General features: G+C 64.2%; 17 protein-coding genes. 8 read left to right on the forward strand and 9 right to left on the reverse strand.

What is annotated here, in order from left to right:
* Positions 1 to 40: 40 nt before the first annotated feature.
* From ACHIRB_RS09405 to pdhA, 4 genes are read right to left on the reverse strand one after another with little or no spacing between them, the layout of a single operon-like run.
* Positions 41 to 1,240 carry an MFS transporter gene (locus ACHIRB_RS09405; RefSeq protein ID WP_395125470.1) on the reverse strand — a complete coding sequence of 400 codons (1,200 nt, stop codon included), beginning with the start codon at positions 1,238 to 1,240 and terminating at the stop codon, positions 41 to 43.
* A 34-nt stretch (positions 1,241 to 1,274) separates the two neighbouring features.
* Positions 1,275 to 2,570, reverse strand: a complete 1,296-nt coding sequence (locus tag ACHIRB_RS09410) for a dihydrolipoamide acetyltransferase family protein (RefSeq protein WP_395125443.1) — start codon at positions 2,568 to 2,570, stop codon at positions 1,275 to 1,277.
* Complete coding sequence (locus tag ACHIRB_RS09415) at positions 2,570 to 3,541, reverse strand: alpha-ketoacid dehydrogenase subunit beta (protein ID WP_395125444.1); 972 nt, start codon at positions 3,539 to 3,541, stop codon at positions 2,570 to 2,572. The genes ACHIRB_RS09410 and ACHIRB_RS09415 overlap by 1 nt, the downstream gene beginning before the upstream one ends.
* Positions 3,538 to 4,626 (reverse strand): pyruvate dehydrogenase (acetyl-transferring) E1 component subunit alpha, encoded by a 1,089-nt coding sequence (pdhA, locus tag ACHIRB_RS09420; protein WP_395113471.1) that lies wholly within the window; start codon positions 4,624 to 4,626, stop codon positions 3,538 to 3,540. The genes ACHIRB_RS09415 and pdhA overlap by 4 nt, the downstream gene beginning before the upstream one ends.
* Before the next feature lie 181 nt (positions 4,627 to 4,807).
* Here pdhA and ACHIRB_RS09425 point away from each other — a divergent pair, with 181 nt between their 5' ends.
* Entirely contained in the window at positions 4,808 to 5,284 is a 477-nt protein-coding gene (locus tag ACHIRB_RS09425) for an Lrp/AsnC family transcriptional regulator (RefSeq protein WP_199705974.1), read from the forward strand.
* Between the two features lie 15 nt (positions 5,285 to 5,299).
* On the opposite strand, the gene ACHIRB_RS09430 is transcribed toward ACHIRB_RS09425, so the two are convergent.
* The gene (locus ACHIRB_RS09430; RefSeq protein WP_395113470.1) at positions 5,300 to 5,674 is read right to left on the reverse strand and encodes a DoxX family protein; all 375 of its coding nucleotides are present in this window, start codon (positions 5,672 to 5,674) and stop codon (positions 5,300 to 5,302) included.
* A 135-nt stretch (positions 5,675 to 5,809) separates the two neighbouring features.
* Between ACHIRB_RS09430 and ACHIRB_RS09435 the strand changes: the two genes are divergently transcribed.
* Positions 5,810 to 6,634, forward strand: a complete 825-nt coding sequence (locus ACHIRB_RS09435; RefSeq protein ID WP_395125445.1) for an SDR family oxidoreductase — start codon at positions 5,810 to 5,812, stop codon at positions 6,632 to 6,634.
* Positions 6,631 to 7,659 carry a phosphotransferase family protein gene (locus tag ACHIRB_RS09440; RefSeq protein WP_395125446.1) on the forward strand — a complete coding sequence of 343 codons (1,029 nt, stop codon included), beginning with the start codon at positions 6,631 to 6,633 and terminating at the stop codon, positions 7,657 to 7,659. The genes ACHIRB_RS09435 and ACHIRB_RS09440 overlap by 4 nt, the downstream gene beginning before the upstream one ends.
* Before the next feature lie 15 nt (positions 7,660 to 7,674).
* Here ACHIRB_RS09440 and ACHIRB_RS09445 read toward each other — a convergent pair whose 3' ends face one another.
* Positions 7,675 to 8,112 carry an acyl-CoA thioesterase gene (locus tag ACHIRB_RS09445; RefSeq protein ID WP_199705978.1) on the reverse strand — a complete coding sequence of 146 codons (438 nt, stop codon included), beginning with the start codon at positions 8,110 to 8,112 and terminating at the stop codon, positions 7,675 to 7,677.
* 30 nt (positions 8,113 to 8,142) lie between these two features.
* On the opposite strand from ACHIRB_RS09445, the gene ACHIRB_RS09450 reads away from it, so the two are divergent.
* Together ACHIRB_RS09450 and ACHIRB_RS09455 are read left to right on the forward strand one after the other, a co-directional pair.
* Positions 8,143 to 8,658: an O-acetyl-ADP-ribose deacetylase gene (locus tag ACHIRB_RS09450; protein ID WP_395113467.1), complete on the forward strand. Its 516-nt coding sequence runs from the start codon at positions 8,143 to 8,145 to the stop codon at positions 8,656 to 8,658.
* Positions 8,655 to 9,473 carry a sulfurtransferase gene (locus ACHIRB_RS09455; RefSeq protein WP_395113466.1) on the forward strand — a complete coding sequence of 273 codons (819 nt, stop codon included), beginning with the start codon at positions 8,655 to 8,657 and terminating at the stop codon, positions 9,471 to 9,473. The genes ACHIRB_RS09450 and ACHIRB_RS09455 overlap by 4 nt, the downstream gene beginning before the upstream one ends.
* Positions 9,474 to 9,491: 18 nt before the next feature.
* On the opposite strand, the gene ACHIRB_RS09460 is transcribed toward ACHIRB_RS09455, so the two are convergent.
* Entirely contained in the window at positions 9,492 to 10,316 is an 825-nt protein-coding gene (locus tag ACHIRB_RS09460) for a shikimate 5-dehydrogenase (RefSeq protein ID WP_395125447.1), read from the reverse strand.
* Between the two features lie 15 nt (positions 10,317 to 10,331).
* Complete coding sequence (locus tag ACHIRB_RS09465) at positions 10,332 to 11,036, reverse strand: HNH endonuclease family protein (protein WP_395125448.1); 705 nt, start codon at positions 11,034 to 11,036, stop codon at positions 10,332 to 10,334.
* A 168-nt stretch (positions 11,037 to 11,204) separates the two neighbouring features.
* On the opposite strand from ACHIRB_RS09465, the gene ACHIRB_RS09470 reads away from it, so the two are divergent.
* Positions 11,205 to 14,015, forward strand: a complete 2,811-nt coding sequence (locus ACHIRB_RS09470) for a DEAD/DEAH box helicase (RefSeq protein ID WP_395125471.1) — start codon at positions 11,205 to 11,207, stop codon at positions 14,013 to 14,015.
* A complete protein-coding gene (locus ACHIRB_RS09475; RefSeq protein WP_395125449.1) occupies positions 14,012 to 14,788 on the forward strand; it encodes an SWIM zinc finger family protein in 777 nt (258 codons plus the stop codon). Before ACHIRB_RS09470 ends, ACHIRB_RS09475 begins: the two co-directional genes overlap by 4 nt.
* On the opposite strand, the gene ACHIRB_RS09480 is transcribed toward ACHIRB_RS09475, so the two are convergent.
* Positions 14,756 to 15,262 (reverse strand): LIC_13387 family protein, encoded by a 507-nt coding sequence (locus ACHIRB_RS09480; protein ID WP_395125450.1) that lies wholly within the window; start codon positions 15,260 to 15,262, stop codon positions 14,756 to 14,758. The genes ACHIRB_RS09475 and ACHIRB_RS09480 overlap by 33 nt on opposite strands.
* A 60-nt stretch (positions 15,263 to 15,322) precedes the next feature.
* On the opposite strand from ACHIRB_RS09480, the gene ACHIRB_RS09485 reads away from it, so the two are divergent.
* Positions 15,323 to 15,862 (forward strand): TetR/AcrR family transcriptional regulator, encoded by a 540-nt coding sequence (locus tag ACHIRB_RS09485; protein ID WP_395125451.1) that lies wholly within the window; start codon positions 15,323 to 15,325, stop codon positions 15,860 to 15,862.
* Positions 15,863 to 15,880 lie beyond the last annotated feature (18 nt).

A 15,880-nucleotide genomic window follows, 5' to 3' on the forward strand; every position in this document is an offset into this window, starting at 1 on the left:
TATCCGCGCAACGTTAGTAAAGCTAACGACAGTGCGCCCCTCATTTCGCAACAGCCCGTTTCCCGTCCGAAACTGCCGATAGTGGGCCCTGAGCGTCATGCGGTCTGACAACCCCGGCAAAAACGCCCGCGATAAGCACCGCGACGAACGGCACCAGCATCGCGGTCGTCAGCGGAATCACCTTGGTCAGCCAGCCGATGAGCGAGGGACCGGCAAGAAACGCCAGGTAGCCCATCCCGAACACTCTGGACATGTTCACTCCGGCACCGTCTTTGCTGAGGTTGCCTGCGGCGGTGAAGATCTGCGGCACTGCGCCGGCAAGCCCGAGTCCGAACAACGCCCAGCCAGCCAGGGTGAGCCCGATCCAGCCTGACGTCACCACCATGCCCATACCGAGCGCGGCGACGAACGTGCCGTACCGGACGACCGCTACCGGGCCGATGGCAGCAGCGACACGATCCGCGCCGAACCGCCCGACCGTCATCAATGTCGAAAACGCTCCGAATGCGAGCGCTGCCGTTGCATCGGACGCTCCGAGGTCCTCTTTGACCTGCAGCGCACTCCAGTCGTTCGCGACGCCTTCGCAGAGGAGCACGCAGAACGCGATCGCGCCGAGTGCCCAGACCCTGCTCGACGGGCGTTGTTTCGGCGCGCCCGTCGCCGCAGGTTTGTGCTCGGGTTGCACGTGCGGCAGTAGTCGGGCCGAAAACAGCGCGGCCAGAACGATTCCGATCACGGCGCCGACAAGTAGCGACACTCGAATGTCCCAACCGGCGGCCAAGGTGGCGGCGCCGAGCAGGGCACCGGCAACACCGCCACACGAGAACAAGGCGTGGAAGGCAGCCATGATCGGACGGCCGTACGCACGTTCGACGTACACCGCTTGCGTATTCATCGACACGTCGAGCGCGCCGTTGCCGAAGCCGAGTACCACCAACGCGATGCCGAGTTCGACGGCATTGTTGGCGAGGCCGGGTCCGATCACACTCGCCGAAACGATAGCGCCGGACCCTGCCACCAACGGCCGACTGCCGAACCTGTCCGCAAGCGGACCTGCCAGTTGCATTCCGACGATCGCTCCCGCGGCGACGAGCAGAATAAGCAGGCCGAGGGACGCTTTCGACACTCCGGTGCGATCGAGGATCGACGGAATGTGGACGACCCACAGAGCGAGGATGAAACCGTTGACTCCGAAGATCCCGAAGACGCTGACCCGCGCAATGCGGAGTGGCTTGTCGATCGTTTGGGGAGGCACGCGATCCGAATGTACCTTCTCAGGCGCGACCGATCAGCGTCAGCGGGTCCTCCAGCATCGCGGCGACATCGGCGAGGAACTTCGAGCCCTGTTCACCGTCGACGAGGCGGTGGTCGAACGACAGTCCGAGTGTCGTCACCGAGCGGACAGCCAATTCGTCGTCGACCACCCACGGACGTTTGCGGATCGAGCCGAGGCACAGGATCGCGGCTTCGCCCGGGTTGATCAGCGGCGTGCCCGAGTCGATACCGAAGACCCCGATGTTGGTGATCGAAAAGGTGCCGCCACGCAGATCGGCGGGTGTCGCTTCGCCGTTGCGTGCCTTGGTGGCGAGGGCGGTGATCTCGCCGGTCAGGTCGAGCAGACTCATGGCCTGCGCCTCTTTGATGCTCGGAACGAGTAGGCCGCGTGGACCGGCAACGGCGATACCGAGATTGACGTAGTTCTTGGTGACGATCTCGTGTGCCGCTTCGTCCCAGCTGGAGTTGAGGCTCGGATGCGCCTGCAGCGCAACGAGAATAGTCTTGGCCACCAAGGCGAGTGGCGTCAGTTTGAGATCCTTGAACGCCTTCGTCGTACGAAGCTGCTCGATCAGTTCGACCGACGCGGTGACGTCGACGGTGACGAACTCGGTGACATGCGGAATCGTCTGCGAGCTTGTCACCATCGCTTCGGCGGTCCACTTGCGGACTCCGGCGATCTTGGTTCGGGTCTCGCGGTCGGAGTTCGTCGGTGCGGTGGCTGTCGAATCGACCTGTCCGCGTACATCGTCCACGGTTATGGCGTGGCCGGCGGGCGTGACGGTGGCGAGGTCGACGCCGAGTTCGCGGGCTAGTTTGCGGGCAGACGGCTTGGCGTCGGGTCGCGCGTGATCCACCGCCATGGCCGGTTCGGCGACGTCGTGGATCTTCACCACCGACCCCGGCTTGCGACGGCGACTCTTCTCGGCGGCGCCGGGACCGTAGCCGACGAGCACGGGCTGGCGTTTCGGTTCTGCGGCAGCGGGTTCGACGAGAGCAGGTTCGACGGGGTCCAGCTCTTCCGCAACAGGATCCGCGGGTTCGGGAACGGACCCTTCCGTCGCAACGCGAATGATCGGCGCACCGACGGGGACGGTATCGCCGGCGTCGACGATAAGTTCGGCGACGATGCCCGCGTACGGCGACGGCAGTTCGACCATTGCCTTGGCGGTCTCGACCTCGGCGATGGTCTGATTGAGTTCGACGTGGTCGCCCTCGGCGACCAGCCACGTCACGAGGTCGGCTTCGGTCAGACCCTCGCCGAGATCGGGCATGCGGAATTCGAGCTGCGGCATCAGGCGGCCAGCGTCTTGTCGACCGCGTACAGGATGCGGTCGGGGCTCGGCAGGTGATGCGATTCGAGTTTGGCTGGGGGATAGGGGATGTCGAAGCCGCCGACCCGTAGGACCGGTGCCTCTAGCTGGTAGAAGCAGCGCTCGGAGATTCGTGCGGCGATCTCGGCTCCGATCCCGAGGAATACCTGTGACTCGTGTGCGATCACCAATCGGCCGGTCTTGCGGACCGAGGCTTCGATGGTGTCGAAGTCGATCGGCGAGATCGATCGAAGATCGATAACCTCGAGCGAATGTCCCTCTTCCGCTGCAATTTTCGCGGCGGCGACGGCGGTCGTGACGGTGCCGCCGTAGGTGACGATCGTCGCGTCCGTTCCTGGCACGACGACCCGTGCGGAGTCGAGCGACAGGGTCGGTGCTGCGTCGAGATCGACCTCGGCCTTGTCCCAGTAGCGTCGCTTCGGCTCGAAGAAGATCACGGGATCGTCGAGCGCGATCGCCTGCTGAATCATCGTGTACGCGTCGGCAGGATTGCTTGGAGCCACCACGCGCAGACCTGCTGTATGCGCGAAGTAGGCCTCGGGAGATTCCGAATGGTGCTCGACCGCGCCGATGCCACCACCGAACGGAATACGAATCGTCAGCGGCGCCTTGGCGTTTCCGCCGGTGCGGTATCGGATCTTGGCAACCTGAGAGACGATCTGATCGAAGGCTGGGTAGACGAACCCGTCGAATTGAATCTCGCAGACGGGGCGGAATCCGCGCAGCGCCGTGCCGAAAGCCGTTCCGATGATGCCGGATTCGGCGAGCGGGGTGTCGATGACTCGTTTGTCACCGAAGTCCTTCTGCAGGGTGTCGGTCACGCGAAAGACGCCGCCGAGTTTGCCGATATCTTCGCCCATAAGCACGACCTTCGGGTCGTTCTCGAGCGCTCGGCGGAGCCCCGCGTTGAGTGCTCCGGCAAGGGTGATCATGATCGAACCTCCTCCAGACTGTCCAAATATGCTGCGTAGTCGCGACTTTGGTCGGCGAGCAGTGGTGTCTGCGTCGCGTAGACGTTGTCGAAAAGCTGTTCCGGCTTGGGGTCGGGCATGTCGATCGTTGCCGAGCGCAGTCGTGCGGCCACCGAGTCGGCCACGTTCTGTACCCGCGCGAGAAACGCGTCGTCGATCAGGCCTTCGCGCTCGAGCAGTCGTCGCACGCGGTCGATCGGGTCGCGCGCCTTCCACTCCTCGGTCTCGGCACGCGAGCGATAGCGGTTGGGGTCGTCGGACGTCGTGTGCGGACCCATGCGGTAGGTGATTGCTTCGACGAACGTCGGGCCACCGCCTTCGCGGGCCCGTTTGATCGCCTGCCTTGTCACGGCAAGGACCGCGAGAACGTCGTTGCCGTCGACCTGAATGCCAGGGATTCCGAAACCCAAGGCGCGCTGCGCAATCGGTGTCGCGCTCTGCAGACGGACCGGCTCGCTTATCGCCCAGCCGTTGTTCTGGCAGAAGAAGACGACCGGAGCACTCCAGCTGCTGGCGAAGATGAGCGCCTCGGAGATGTCGCCCTGGCTGCTCGCGCCGTCACCGAAGTAGGCGATCGTCGCGATTTCCGCACCTTCGAGGTGCGCGGCAAATGCGTAGCCAGTCGCGTGCAGACCCTGCGCGCCGACGATGATCGCCGGGTTGGTCATGTTCACCGAGTCCGGATCCCAGCCGGAATGTGCGACGCCACGCCACATCCGGGTGAGGACCGCCGGATCCACGCCACGGCAGTAGGCGACCGCGTGTTCGCGATAGCTGGTGAAGACGTAGTCGTCGGGGTGCAGTGCTCGCGCCGAACCGACCTGTGCGGCTTCCTGACCGAGCATCGGTGCCCAGAGTCCCAGTTCGCCCTGGCGTTGCAGCGCGGTGGCTTCGCTGTCGATTCGGCGGACGACCACGAGGTCGGTGTAGAGGTCGCGGAGTTCTTCACCGCCGATGTCGGATACGAGTGGTGCGTATTCGCGGTCGAGCACTCTTCTGCCGTCCGGTTGCACCAATTGCACCGGGTAGGCGGGTTTGTCGGCCATCGTGCACCTCCTGACAGGCTCGGCGGACTTTGTGGGTCCAGCGGGTCGCTAGCGGTATGTCGCGGACTGTGGTGTGTCCTACTTCACAGGATCCACGATAATGCGCAATGCGCAAGTGGAGTTCGCAGAACTGAGCAGAATGCACAGTCGCAGGTAACAACTGCGTGTCATACTGCGTCATATGTCAACTTTGGATGCGACAGACGCGAAGCTGCTTCTTGCCCTTGGACGCAACCCGAGAGCGACCGGTGTCGAACTCGCTCAGCGGCTCGGGCTTTCCCGCAATACCGTCCAGGCGCGGATCGCGAAATGGGAGGAAAGCGGGGCGCTCGGCTCGGTGGATCGACGGGTCGATCCACGTGCGCTCGGCTATCCGTTGACCGCGCTCGTTGCGACAGTTGTCGATCAGCATCAGCTGGATTCGGTGGTCGTCGCGCTCGCCGAAATACCCGAAGTCATCGAGGTGTATGGCATATCGGGACTGACCGACCTCTCGGTGAAGGTCGTCGGAATCGACGCCGACGACCTTTACCTCGTCGCGGGACGAATTCTGCGGATACCGGGCGTCGAACGAACGAATATGGCGCTGGTGATGAGGGAGCTCGTCAGCACGAGACTGGCACCTTTGCTCGAACGTCTTGCCGAACAGCGACGTTAGAGCTAGCGCCGGGAACTAACCGCCGCTTGCCGCGATCACGATTACCAGCGTCAGGACCGTGAATCCCAGCGCTCCGAGCGGGATGAACGCTTCCTTCTGGCTGTCGGGATTGCCGTAGTCGCCGTAGGTGACGTGCTGTCCGACCGCCCAGATCAGAACTACACCGAAGGCGACGCAGGCAAAGATCGTGACGGGCAGAAAGAGGAGACCGGCAACGAGAAGAACTGCGATGACAAGTTCGACGACGCCGACGATACGTACGGTCCGCGCGCTGAATCCACGACCGCGCAATCGCGACCACACCTGACCACGAAGCTGAACTTTCGGTAGTCCGGAACCCACCGCGGCGAGCGCGAGGACGACGGAACACACAACGGCCGCGATGTACATGGGATTTTCCTATCACCCGGGGCGGTCCCGCATTGCTGGTTCGGTAGTTACAGCTGCAAGCGGGTCGTGAGTCCTTTTGGTGGTTGGGCCCACCGAAAGGACGCACGAGCGGCGGAGCCGCCTACTATTCGGCACGTGGACATCTCCGGCAAAGTTGCGATAGTCACGGGAAGCGGCGCAGGGATCGGGGCCGCGTTGGCAAGGCGCCTCGCTGCGGGTGGCGCGCGAGTGGTCGTCACCGACCTCGACGGTGCGGCTGCGGAGCGTGTTGCGACCGAGATCGCCGTCGATCATCCCGACAGCGTGATTTTCTCGGCCGGTGACGCGGCCGACGAGGCCACCTTGCGCGACCTCATCGCACGCACCGAAGCCGAGTTCGGCCCGGTCGACCTCTTTTTCGCGAACGCGGGCATCGCCGGTGGTCTGGGTCTGGACAGCACGGAGGAGCAGTGGAACGCGGCGCTCCAAATCAACGTCATGGCCCATGTTCGGGCCGCTAAATTGCTAGTTCCGGGTTGGGTCGAGCGTGGCAGCGGATATTTCGTGACGACAGCATCGGCAGCCGGGCTGTTGACCCAGCTCGGCTCGGCGCCGTATTCGGTGTCCAAACACGGTGCGGTCGCTTTTGCGGAATGGCTGTCGGTTACCTACGGCGGCAAGGGAATCGGCGTCAGCTGCCTGTGCCCGATGGGAGTGCAGACGGCGCTTCTGGATACCGGCTTCTCGGCAGGTGACCCCTCCGCCGAACTTGCAGCCCGGGCAGTGCGGACCGCGGGTGAAGTGCTCGATCCAGCAGACGTCGCCGATATCGTCGTCGACGCCGTCGCCGACGGGCGGTTCTTGATACTGCCGCATCCACAGGTGCTGGAGTTCTACCGCCACAAGGGTTCCGACTACGACCGCTGGATTCTCGGCATGCGCCGCTACCAGGAGGCACTGCTCGCGGCGGACGGCGTATGAGCACCGCGGTCGGTATCGACGAAGCCGCCGTCACGGGCTGGATCACCACGGCGCTCGGGCTGAATGCCAAGGCGCCGTTGAGTTTCCGACGGATCGGCAACGGCCAGTCCAACCTCACCTATCTGGTCACCGATGCGGCAGGTGCGAGCTGGGTGTTACGTCGACCACCGCTCGGCACGCTGCTCGCCTCCGCACACGACGTGGTGCGGGAACACCGGATCCTTACAGCTCTGCAGGACACCGGAGTGCCGGTGCCGAAGGTTCTCGGACTCACCGAAGATCCTGCGGTGACCGACGCGCCGATGATGCTGATGAGCTTCGTCGACGGCACGGTCGTCGACGACGTCGCGGTCGCCGAACAGCTCACCGTCAAACGTCGCGCACAGATCGGCGCGTCGCTGACGGACACTCTCGCGAGCATCCACGCAGTCGATCTGGATGCCACCCGGCTGGTGGACCTCGCCAGCCACAAGCCCTACGCCGAGCGTCAGCTCAAACGCTGGAGCGGACAGTGGGACAAGTCGAAGACCCGCGAGCACGCCGGTGTCGAAGGACTTGCCGAGCGCCTCCGCGCCGCCGTACCCGAACAGCGCGAACTCACGTTGGTCCACGGCGACTTCCACCTGAGCAACGTGATCACCTCGATCGTCGATGGTCGGGTCACAGCCGTTGTGGACTGGGAACTGTGCACACTCGGTGATCCGCTCGCCGACCTCGGCGCGCTGCTCGCGTACTGGCCGCAGGCGGGCGAAGGCTACGTCGGACCATTTATGTCGTCGACTCTCGACGGCTTTCCCACCCGCGCCGAACTCGCGGACGCCTACTTCGCCCAGACCGGCAGGGACCCGTCGGCGCTCGGTTTCTGGCACACGCTTGCGCTGTGGAAGGTGTCGATCATTGCCGAGGGCATCTTGCGCAGGCTGTTGAACGACCCGAGAAATCGTGGCGTGATGGACGTGTCGACGAAGATGGTCGACGACATCATCGCGCGTGCAATCGCCACGGCCGACGAAGTCGGACTTTAAGAGTATTGCCGCGCCTTACTGGCGAACGATCGTAAGCGCGGCGGTGCGGATCGGCTCCGGAATCGGCACGGGTATCCGAGTCACGGCGTCGACGTAGACGTGGACGAAACGTCCGGTCGCGGCGAGTTCGAGGCCGGCGCTGCTGTCTCGGAAGATCGCTAGCGCGTAGACGATGCTGCGGTTGCCCAGTCGTTCGATCGATAGCCCGACCTGCAGTTTGTCCGGAAACGACAGTTCGCTGACGTATTTGCACGACGTCTCGGCGACGACGCCGATGGCAGACAGGTTCCGGATGTCGGTCCCTGTCGACTCGATCAGCCACGCATTTACGGCGGTGTCGAAGTACGAGTAGTACGTCACGTTGTTGACGTGACCGTAGTGATCGTTGTCCGACCAGCGCGTCGGGACAGGCCACAGCACCGGGTAGGCGTCGGCGCGCAAGTTCGATGTCATCGATGACGACGATAGCGGCATGATGGTTTTATGACCGAGATCGAGGTAATTCAGGGCGACATCACGACACAAACAGTCGATGCGATCGTGAATGCCGCGAACTCCGCGCTGCTCGGGGGCGGCGGTGTCGACGGTGCGATCCACCGCGCGGGCGGGCCTGAAATACTGGCCGAATGCAGGCAGCTTCGGGCGAGCGTGCTGCCGAACGGATTGCCTGCTGGTGACGCCGTTGCGACGACGGCGGGACGGTTGTCGGCGCGCTGGGTGATTCACACTGTCGGCCCGGTGTACTCGGCGAGCGAGGACAGGTCGGCGATCTTGCGTTCGGCCTACACGCGGAGCCTGGAGGTTGCCGACGAGGTCGGTGCGCGGACCGTTGCCTTTCCGTTGATCTCGGCAGGCGTGTACGGCTGGCCGCACGGTGATGCGGTCCATCAGGCGGTGACGGCGGTGCGTGCTGCTGGGACGAAGGTCCATAGGGTTACGTTCGTCGCGTTCGGTTCGCCGATGGCGCAACTACTTCGAGCGGAATTGGGTCTTGCATGACGGCTGTTTTGATATCGGTTGACGAATTGGCAGATGCTGTCGCCGGCGGCAACGGTCCGGTCCTGCTCGACGTCCGCTGGGCGCTCGGCGACCCGGACGGTCACGCGCACTATCTCGACGCGCACATTCCAGGCGCCGTATTCGTCGACCTGGAAATGGAATTGGCGGACCCGCCCTCGCCGGAGGCAGGTCGGCATCCGTTGCCGTCGTCGGCCGATCTACAGGTCAGTGCGCGGCGCTGGGGAATTCGGCAGGGCGCCTCGGTGGTCGTCTACGACTCGACCGGTGGCATGGCTGCCGCGCGTGCGTGGTGGCTGTTGCGGTGGGGTGGGCTGACCGACGTTCGGATTCTGGACGGCGGCTTTCCTGCCTGGGTAGCAACGGGCCATCCGCTACAGTCCGGCACACAACCGCCGCCAGCAGAGGGTGACGTCGAATTGTCAGGTGGCGCAATGCCCGTCATCGATATCGACGCTGCGGCGCAGTGGACGGGGGTGTTGCTGGACGCCCGTGCGGGCGAACGCTTTCGCGGCGAACAGGAACCCATCGATCCGCGAGCCGGACACATACCGGGTGCGGTGAGCATGCCGACCGCCGGAAACCTCGACAGCTCAGGTCGTTTTGCGAAGGTCGACGTATTGCGCGACCGATTCGGCGCGCTCGATGGTCCGGTAGCCGTCTACTGCGGTTCGGGTGTGACGGCCGCCCACGAGATTGCGGCGCTTGCCGTGATCGGGGTGGACGCCGCGCTCTACGCGGGTTCGTGGTCGCAGTGGTCGAACGACCCGAGTCGTGAAGTCGCCACTGATGCTTAGGTTTTGAGGAAGATGCTGTCAGGATCGGGAGTATTCGGATGCTGCCCGGATGAGGTCGGCGCTCGGTCGCACACCGGTGTAGATCTCGAACTGTTCGGCGGCCTGTAGGGCGATCACTTCAGCTCCGGTGATCACGGTCTTGCCAAGTGCCCTGCCACTCAGGACGAACGGCGTCTCCGGTGGTTTTGCGACGACGTCGAAGATGACTTCGGCAGCACTCACAGCGTCTTCGGGGAAGGGGAGCGCAGACGCTTCGGGTCCGCCGTCCATGCCGACGGGTGTCGCGTTGAGAAGCAGCTGGGGTCGCTGCTCGGCGAGTTCGGACTGCCAGCGCAGACCGTACTTCCCAGCTAGTGCGGTACCGGCAGTTTCGTTGCGAGCGATCACGATGCCGTCGATGCGGCCCGCCTCGCACAGGGCTGCGACACATGCCTTCGCCATGCCACCGCTGCCCGCGACCGCGAACGAGTAGTCGGCGGGTACGTCGTTGTCGTGCAACAGATTCACGACCGCCTGATAGTCGGTGTTGTACGCATGCAAGGTGCCGTCGTCGTTGACTATCGTGTTGACCGAATCGATTGCTGCGGCCGAATCGTGCATGACGTCGATGTAGCGAATGCAGTCCTCTTTGTACGGCATCGACACCGAAGCGCCGCGAATGCCGAGGCCTCGGATCCCGGCGATTGCCGCCGCGAGATCGGGAGTTGTGAAGGCTTTGTAGATGAAGTCGATCCCGAGCTCGTTGTACAGGTAGTTGTGAAACCGAGTTCCGATGTTGCTCGGCCTGGCGGCGAGCGATATGCACAACGTCGTGTCTTTCGAGATGGTGCGCGCATGGTCCACGGCTCTCACGCTAGCTCAGTCGCAGCCCTTGGCGACGCGGGTCAGCGCTGATTTGTCTGCCTCGCTGATCGGTAGCCGATACTGCACTGCGACCGTGAGGTACTTCCCTGCGTAGAAGCAGTGATACGCCCCGTCGGGAGGCAGCCAATCCTGCGGTGTGTCATCACTTTTGCCCTGATTGATCGACCCGGTCACGGCGAGCAGGTTGTACCGAGTGTCGTTGGCGAACTCCATCCGTCGTTCCAGTGGCCACGTGGAAGCGCCGAAATCCCACGCGGCAGCGAGTGGGTAGACGTGATCGATCTGGATGTCGCCGGCATTGGCTTTGCTGAACGGCACGGTCTTGCCGGAGTAGGGGTCGGCGAGTTGGCCCGACAGTACGACGCAGTTGCGCGTGCCCTGCCGGAATACGACATCGGTGAGCTGTTCGCCGAGAACGTCGTTGCGGGTATCGCAACCGTCGTGGCCGCCTGGCGCGTCGGTGTCGTCGGACCAGGACGGACCGAAGACGCAACCTTCGCCGACCTTGCAGCCGCGCTGGTAGTCGGCTGCGTTGGGGCGGGAGGGTACGACCGTGACAGCCGCGAGCAACTGCTCGATCTGCGCGCGATCAGGACTTCCGGGTGCGGGTGCCTCGGTGCGTTGTGCAAGCACGGTGCAGCCCGCGAAGGCGAGCAGCGCGGCGCACCAGACGGCGATGCGCAGCCGTCGACGTGTCATGTCCCCCCGTGTTCGCTTTCGGCTGTCCGGTTGCACAAGTTAGTACAGAGCGACCAGTGTGCACGTACCCACCGACAGAGCGAAGGCGCTACGCGCCTCGTGAGTCCTTTTGGTGGTCGGGCCCGCCGAAAAGACGCACGAGCGGCGGAGCCGCCTATGATTGCTTCGATGCTGCACGGTCTGTGGTCCCCGGGTTCGGGGCTGCTCCTGTGGCGCGACGATATGGGCGACGACCCGCCCGGTGGACCGCTCGGGGAACTGATCCACAACGCCAAATTTCGACGTCGGGTCGAGGTGCCCCGACTTGATGCAACCGGCGTGGTCGTCGACGAGGTTCCCGCGATTGCCTGCGCCCCGCAAACCGCCGCCGACCTACTGCTCGGGACGACGTCGACCGCGGGCCTTTCCGGCGATCTCGTCTACCTGCGGCATGTCGCGCGCGGCATCGAGCGCTGGGTCCGCGCCGGTCGCGTCGTTCCCGAGGTGTTCCGCGCCGAGGGGGAGTGGTGGACCCGCTGGCGGCTCGTCGGCGGCGAGAAGCAGCGGGCCTGGTTGGCCGAACTTGCCGCTGCGATGCCGCCTGCTCAGCGGACCCAGGGGCCTGCCCCGAAGGTGCTTGCCGACCTGCTCGCCGAACTTGCGGACCCGATCGTGCGGATCGTCCTCGGTCCCGACACCAGTCCGGCGACCTCGCCCATGTTGCGGTCGCTCATCGACGGCAGAGCACTCGACGAGGGGACGCACCGCGTTGCGAACCTGCTCGAAGAGTGGCGCGAAACGCTCACCGTCGACGAGCCAGAGTTGGTGTTACGCCTGCTCGAACCAGACGACGAGGATATCGACGACGACGACCACGGCGGCGACCCTTCCGACGCACTGTGGCGACTCGAGGTCTGTCTGCGGCCGGAAGGGGAAGCCCCGCAGCCTGTTCCACTCGGTCGAGCCGATCCCGCACAGCTGCGGATCGCGGTTCGGAAGTTGGGTGACGCGATGTCGGCGTACCCGCGACTGCGCGACGTGCCGACGGATTCACGCAGCCTCGACCTGCTGTTGCCGACCGAGGTTGTCACCGATCTCGTCGCACACGGCGCGGAGGTGTTGCGTGCCAACGGGATAAATCTTTTACTGCCTCGGGCCTGGAGCATCGCCTCGCCGACGCTGCGGCTCAAGGTCAGTGCGCCAGCGGCGGTGGCTGCGAACAAGAGCACAGTGGGGATGAAGGAGCTCGTCTCCTACAACTGGGAATTGGCGCTCGGCGACATCGTCCTTTCGCCGAAGGAAATGGCTCGGCTCGCGAAGTCGAAGGGCGATCTTGTTCGCCTGCGCGGACACTGGGTGCAGGCCGATCACGCCGCGTTGGCGCGCGCTGCTCGATACGTTGCCGCACACACGGCGACGGATGCGACCCTCGGTGACCTGATCGGCGTACTCGGCGGTGAGTCGCCGCCGGTACCGGTCGAGGAGATCACGACACGGGGTTGGGTTGGCGCACTGCTGGATTCGGAACGTAAGCCGGCCGAGGTCGCTGTACCTGCCGGTCTGAATGCGACGCTGCGACCGTATCAGCGCAGAGGACTCGACTGGCTTGCGTTCATGAGCGACCTCGGCTTGGGTGCCGTGCTCGCCGACGATATGGGCCTCGGTAAAACAGTGCAGGTGCTTGCGTTGCTTGCGCACGAGAGGGCCGAGAATCCGACCCTTCTCGTCTGTCCGATGTCGGTGGTCGGCAACTGGCAACGTGAGGCGGAGCGCTTTGTGCCCGACCTGCGTGTGCTCGTTCACCACGGTCCGGGCAGGTTGTCTGGACCCGCACTCGTCGAAGCGGCTGCCGCTGCCGACCTGGTGGTCACCACGTATGCGTTGCTCGCGAAGGATAACGAGCAGTTTCGCGAGATGGCCTGGGATCGAATCGTTCTCGACGAGGCGCAGCACATCAAGAACTCTGCGACCGCCCAATCCAGGGCCGCCCGTGCCGTACCTGCCCGGCACAAGTTGGCGCTCACCGGAACTCCCGTCGAGAACCGGCTCGAAGAACTACGGTCGATACTCGATTTCGCGAATACCAGGATGCTCGGCACGCCGCAGGGGTTTCGGGCCCGGTTTGCCGTCCCGATCGAACGTGAACACGACCAGGCGGCTGCCGCCCGGCTTCGGACGATTACGGCTCCGTTCGTCCTGCGTCGCGTCAAAACGGATCCGACCGTTATCACCGATCTGCCGGAGAAGTTCGAAATGACGGTGCGGGCCAACCTCACCGCCGAGCAGGCGACGCTGTATCAAGCGGTTGTCGACGACATGCTGCGCCAGATCGACAAATCGGAAGGCATGAGCCGCAAGGGTGCTGTCCTTGCTGCGCTCACTCGCCTGAAGCAGGTCTGCAACCATCCCGCCCACCTGCTCGGCGACGGGTCCGCGGTATTGCGGCGCGGGCAACACCGTTCCGGGAAGCTGGGTCTGGTGGAGGACATTCTCGATTCGGTGCTCGCCGACGACGAGAAAGCGTTGCTGTTCACCCAGTTTCGAGAATTCGGGGAACTCGTCGCACCGTACTTCCGCGAGCGGTTCGGGGTGGACGTACCGTTCCTGCACGGCGGTGTGTCCAAGCTGCGACGCGACGCGATGGTGACCGAATTCCAAGAAGACGGGGGTCCGCCGCTGATGCTGTTGTCGCTCAAGGCCGGTGGTACCGGACTGAACCTCACGGCCGCGAATCACGTTGTGCATCTGGACCGGTGGTGGAACCCGGCGGTCGAGAACCAAGCGACCGACCGTGCGTTCCGGATCGGTCAGCGTCGGGACGTGCAGGTCCGCAAGCTGGTGTGCATCGGAACGGTCGAGGAGCGTATCGACGAGATGCTCACAAGTAAGAAGGAACTCGCCGACATCGCCGTCGGCAGCGGAGAGAACTGGATCACCGAACTGGGAACCGACGAGCTGCGAATGTTGTTGCGACTCGGCGACGATGCGGTCGGCGAATGAGTCCACCACGAGATCGCGTCACCGACTTCAGTCAGTTCGGTCCGCGCAAACGCGTCGTCGGCGGCATCGAAGCGCGTAATCGTCGAGGTGCCTTCGGCAGCACGTGGTGGGGTCGTGCGCTGATCGACTCGGTGGAGGCGCTGGCAGACAGCGGTCGGCTTGCGCGCGGACGGACGTATGCGCGCTCGGGGCAGGTTGTCTCGTTCGACGTTGGTGCCGGATCGGTCACAGCGGAGGTGCAAGGCAGTCAGCCCGAACCGTTCACGTCCGTATTTTCGGTCCGCACGTTGGACTCGGCCCAGGTCGCCGAGATCGTCGACGTTGTTCGTCGCTCGCCGGGAATGCTCGCCGAGATCGTGTCAGGTTCGGTTCCAAAGGATTTGGGTCCACTGCTGCTTCCGTCGAGTGCGAGCGACCTGGACTTCGACTGCACGTGCCCCGATGGGGGTTGGCCGTGCAAACATGTGGCTGCGGTCGCCTACCTGATGGCCGAGCGCGTCGATGAGCGACCGCTGGATATCTTGACTTTGCGTGGCGTGGACGTGGATTCGCTGATCAGTGGCGTCGAGGCGGATACCGAGGTCGACGACGACGATCTCTACGGCGATCGGACCGTGTTGCCCGCGTTGCCGACTGTTCCGCATCGGCCAGCGATGGACGATCTCGACCCGACGATATTGCGGCGCGCACTGCGAGCGGTTTCCGAGGAGGAGAAGGAAGTCGCCGCAGCGGTCCGCGAACTATCGGCTCTCTACGGCAGGCTCTCCGGCTGAACGGTTTTCGTCCAGCGCAAGCACCGCGGCGAACAACACGGTGCCGAGTGCGGCGAGCACCGTCACAGGTTCCGGGAAGTAGAGGATCGATATGACCAGGAAGGCCGCTGCAGTTGCGAAGCAGGTGAGCGTGAAGAGCGTCCGTCCGACGATGGCGGGTGCGGCTCGCCCAGCGAGGACAACGAGGATCGCGAATGTCATTGCAAAGACGCCTGTTCCGACGCTGTAGCCGGTATTGAGGCCGAGGACGCTGAGCTCGCGCCCGAAACCTTCGGCAAGCGACGTCGTCGCGACTGCGGATAGCTCGGCGATGTGCTGTTCGTCTGCGGGTTTCGGGCCGTCGAAGACGTGGATGACGAGGATGTGGGTGACTCCGATCAATCCGATCGATCCGGCGGCGACCTCGTTGAGGCGACGAGTCCACGATCTCTGACGAGGTGAGCGCTGCTTGGCGCGGTCTGCGGTGATGGACACGATGAACCTTCCGGTCGGCGGGAATCGCTATAATAAAAATTATGTTATAGGCTGGGCATCGTGTCGAGCAAGGAAAAATGGCTCTCGTCCGGACTGGATCTGCTGGGTCGTGCCGGGCCTGGCGGGTTGACGATCGAGCGGCTCGTCGACGCCGCGGGACTCTCCACCGGCTCGTTCTACTACCACTTCGCAGGCGTGCCCGGGTTCAAGGTCGCGCTGCTCGAATACTTCGAAGAACTGCACACGACTCGGTACATCGCTGAGGTCGAAGCGACCTCGGGCACTGGTCGGGAGCGACTCGAGCAGTTGATGAACGTCGTGCTCACCAGCGAAGAAGGCTGGGATGTCGAGGTTGCCGTGCGGGCGTGGGCGCTCGACGACGAGCAGGCTCGAGCGGCGAAAGAGAGGGTCGATCGGGTACGCATCGACTATCTACGCGAGCTGTGGCTCGAGCTGAGTGGCGATGCCGTCGCCGCCGATCGAATGGCGAAAGTCCTGTACCTGCTGCTCCTCGGCGCTGGACACATTCTTCCTCCGGTGCCACCGGCCGAGTTGGCGGTGCTGTACCGGACGGTGATCGACGCGGCCGACCCGCGCTGAATCAGGCGCGACTATGCT

It is taken from the genome of Antrihabitans spumae, assembly GCF_043944905.1.
GTDB lineage: Bacteria > Actinomycetota > Actinomycetes > Mycobacteriales > Mycobacteriaceae > Antrihabitans > Antrihabitans spumae.

Excerpts from the sequence above, each read along its gene's own strand:
- ACHIRB_RS09410 (WP_395125443.1), bottom strand. The coding sequence starts at position 2,570 with ATGCCGCAGCTCGAATTCCGCATGCCCGATCTCGGCGAGGGTCTGACC.
- ACHIRB_RS09415 (WP_395125444.1), bottom strand. The coding sequence starts at position 3,541 with ATGATCACCCTTGCCGGAGCACTCAACGCGGGGCTCCGCCGAGCGCTC.
- pdhA (WP_395113471.1), bottom strand. The coding sequence starts at position 4,626 with ATGGCCGACAAACCCGCCTACCCGGTGCAATTGGTGCAACCGGACGGC.
- ACHIRB_RS09425 (WP_199705974.1), top strand. The coding sequence starts at position 4,808 with ATGTCAACTTTGGATGCGACAGACGCGAAGCTGCTTCTTGCCCTTGGA.
- ACHIRB_RS09430 (WP_395113470.1), bottom strand. The coding sequence starts at position 5,674 with ATGTACATCGCGGCCGTTGTGTGTTCCGTCGTCCTCGCGCTCGCCGCG.
- ACHIRB_RS09440 (WP_395125446.1), top strand. The coding sequence starts at position 6,631 with ATGAGCACCGCGGTCGGTATCGACGAAGCCGCCGTCACGGGCTGGATC.
- ACHIRB_RS09445 (WP_199705978.1), bottom strand. The coding sequence starts at position 8,112 with ATGACATCGAACTTGCGCGCCGACGCCTACCCGGTGCTGTGGCCTGTC.
- ACHIRB_RS09450 (WP_395113467.1), top strand. The coding sequence starts at position 8,143 with ATGACCGAGATCGAGGTAATTCAGGGCGACATCACGACACAAACAGTC.
- ACHIRB_RS09455 (WP_395113466.1), top strand. The coding sequence starts at position 8,655 with ATGACGGCTGTTTTGATATCGGTTGACGAATTGGCAGATGCTGTCGCC.
- ACHIRB_RS09465 (WP_395125448.1), bottom strand. The coding sequence starts at position 11,036 with ATGACACGTCGACGGCTGCGCATCGCCGTCTGGTGCGCCGCGCTGCTC.
- ACHIRB_RS09470 (WP_395125471.1), top strand. The coding sequence starts at position 11,205 with ATGCTGCACGGTCTGTGGTCCCCGGGTTCGGGGCTGCTCCTGTGGCGC.
- ACHIRB_RS09475 (WP_395125449.1), top strand. The coding sequence starts at position 14,012 with ATGAGTCCACCACGAGATCGCGTCACCGACTTCAGTCAGTTCGGTCCG.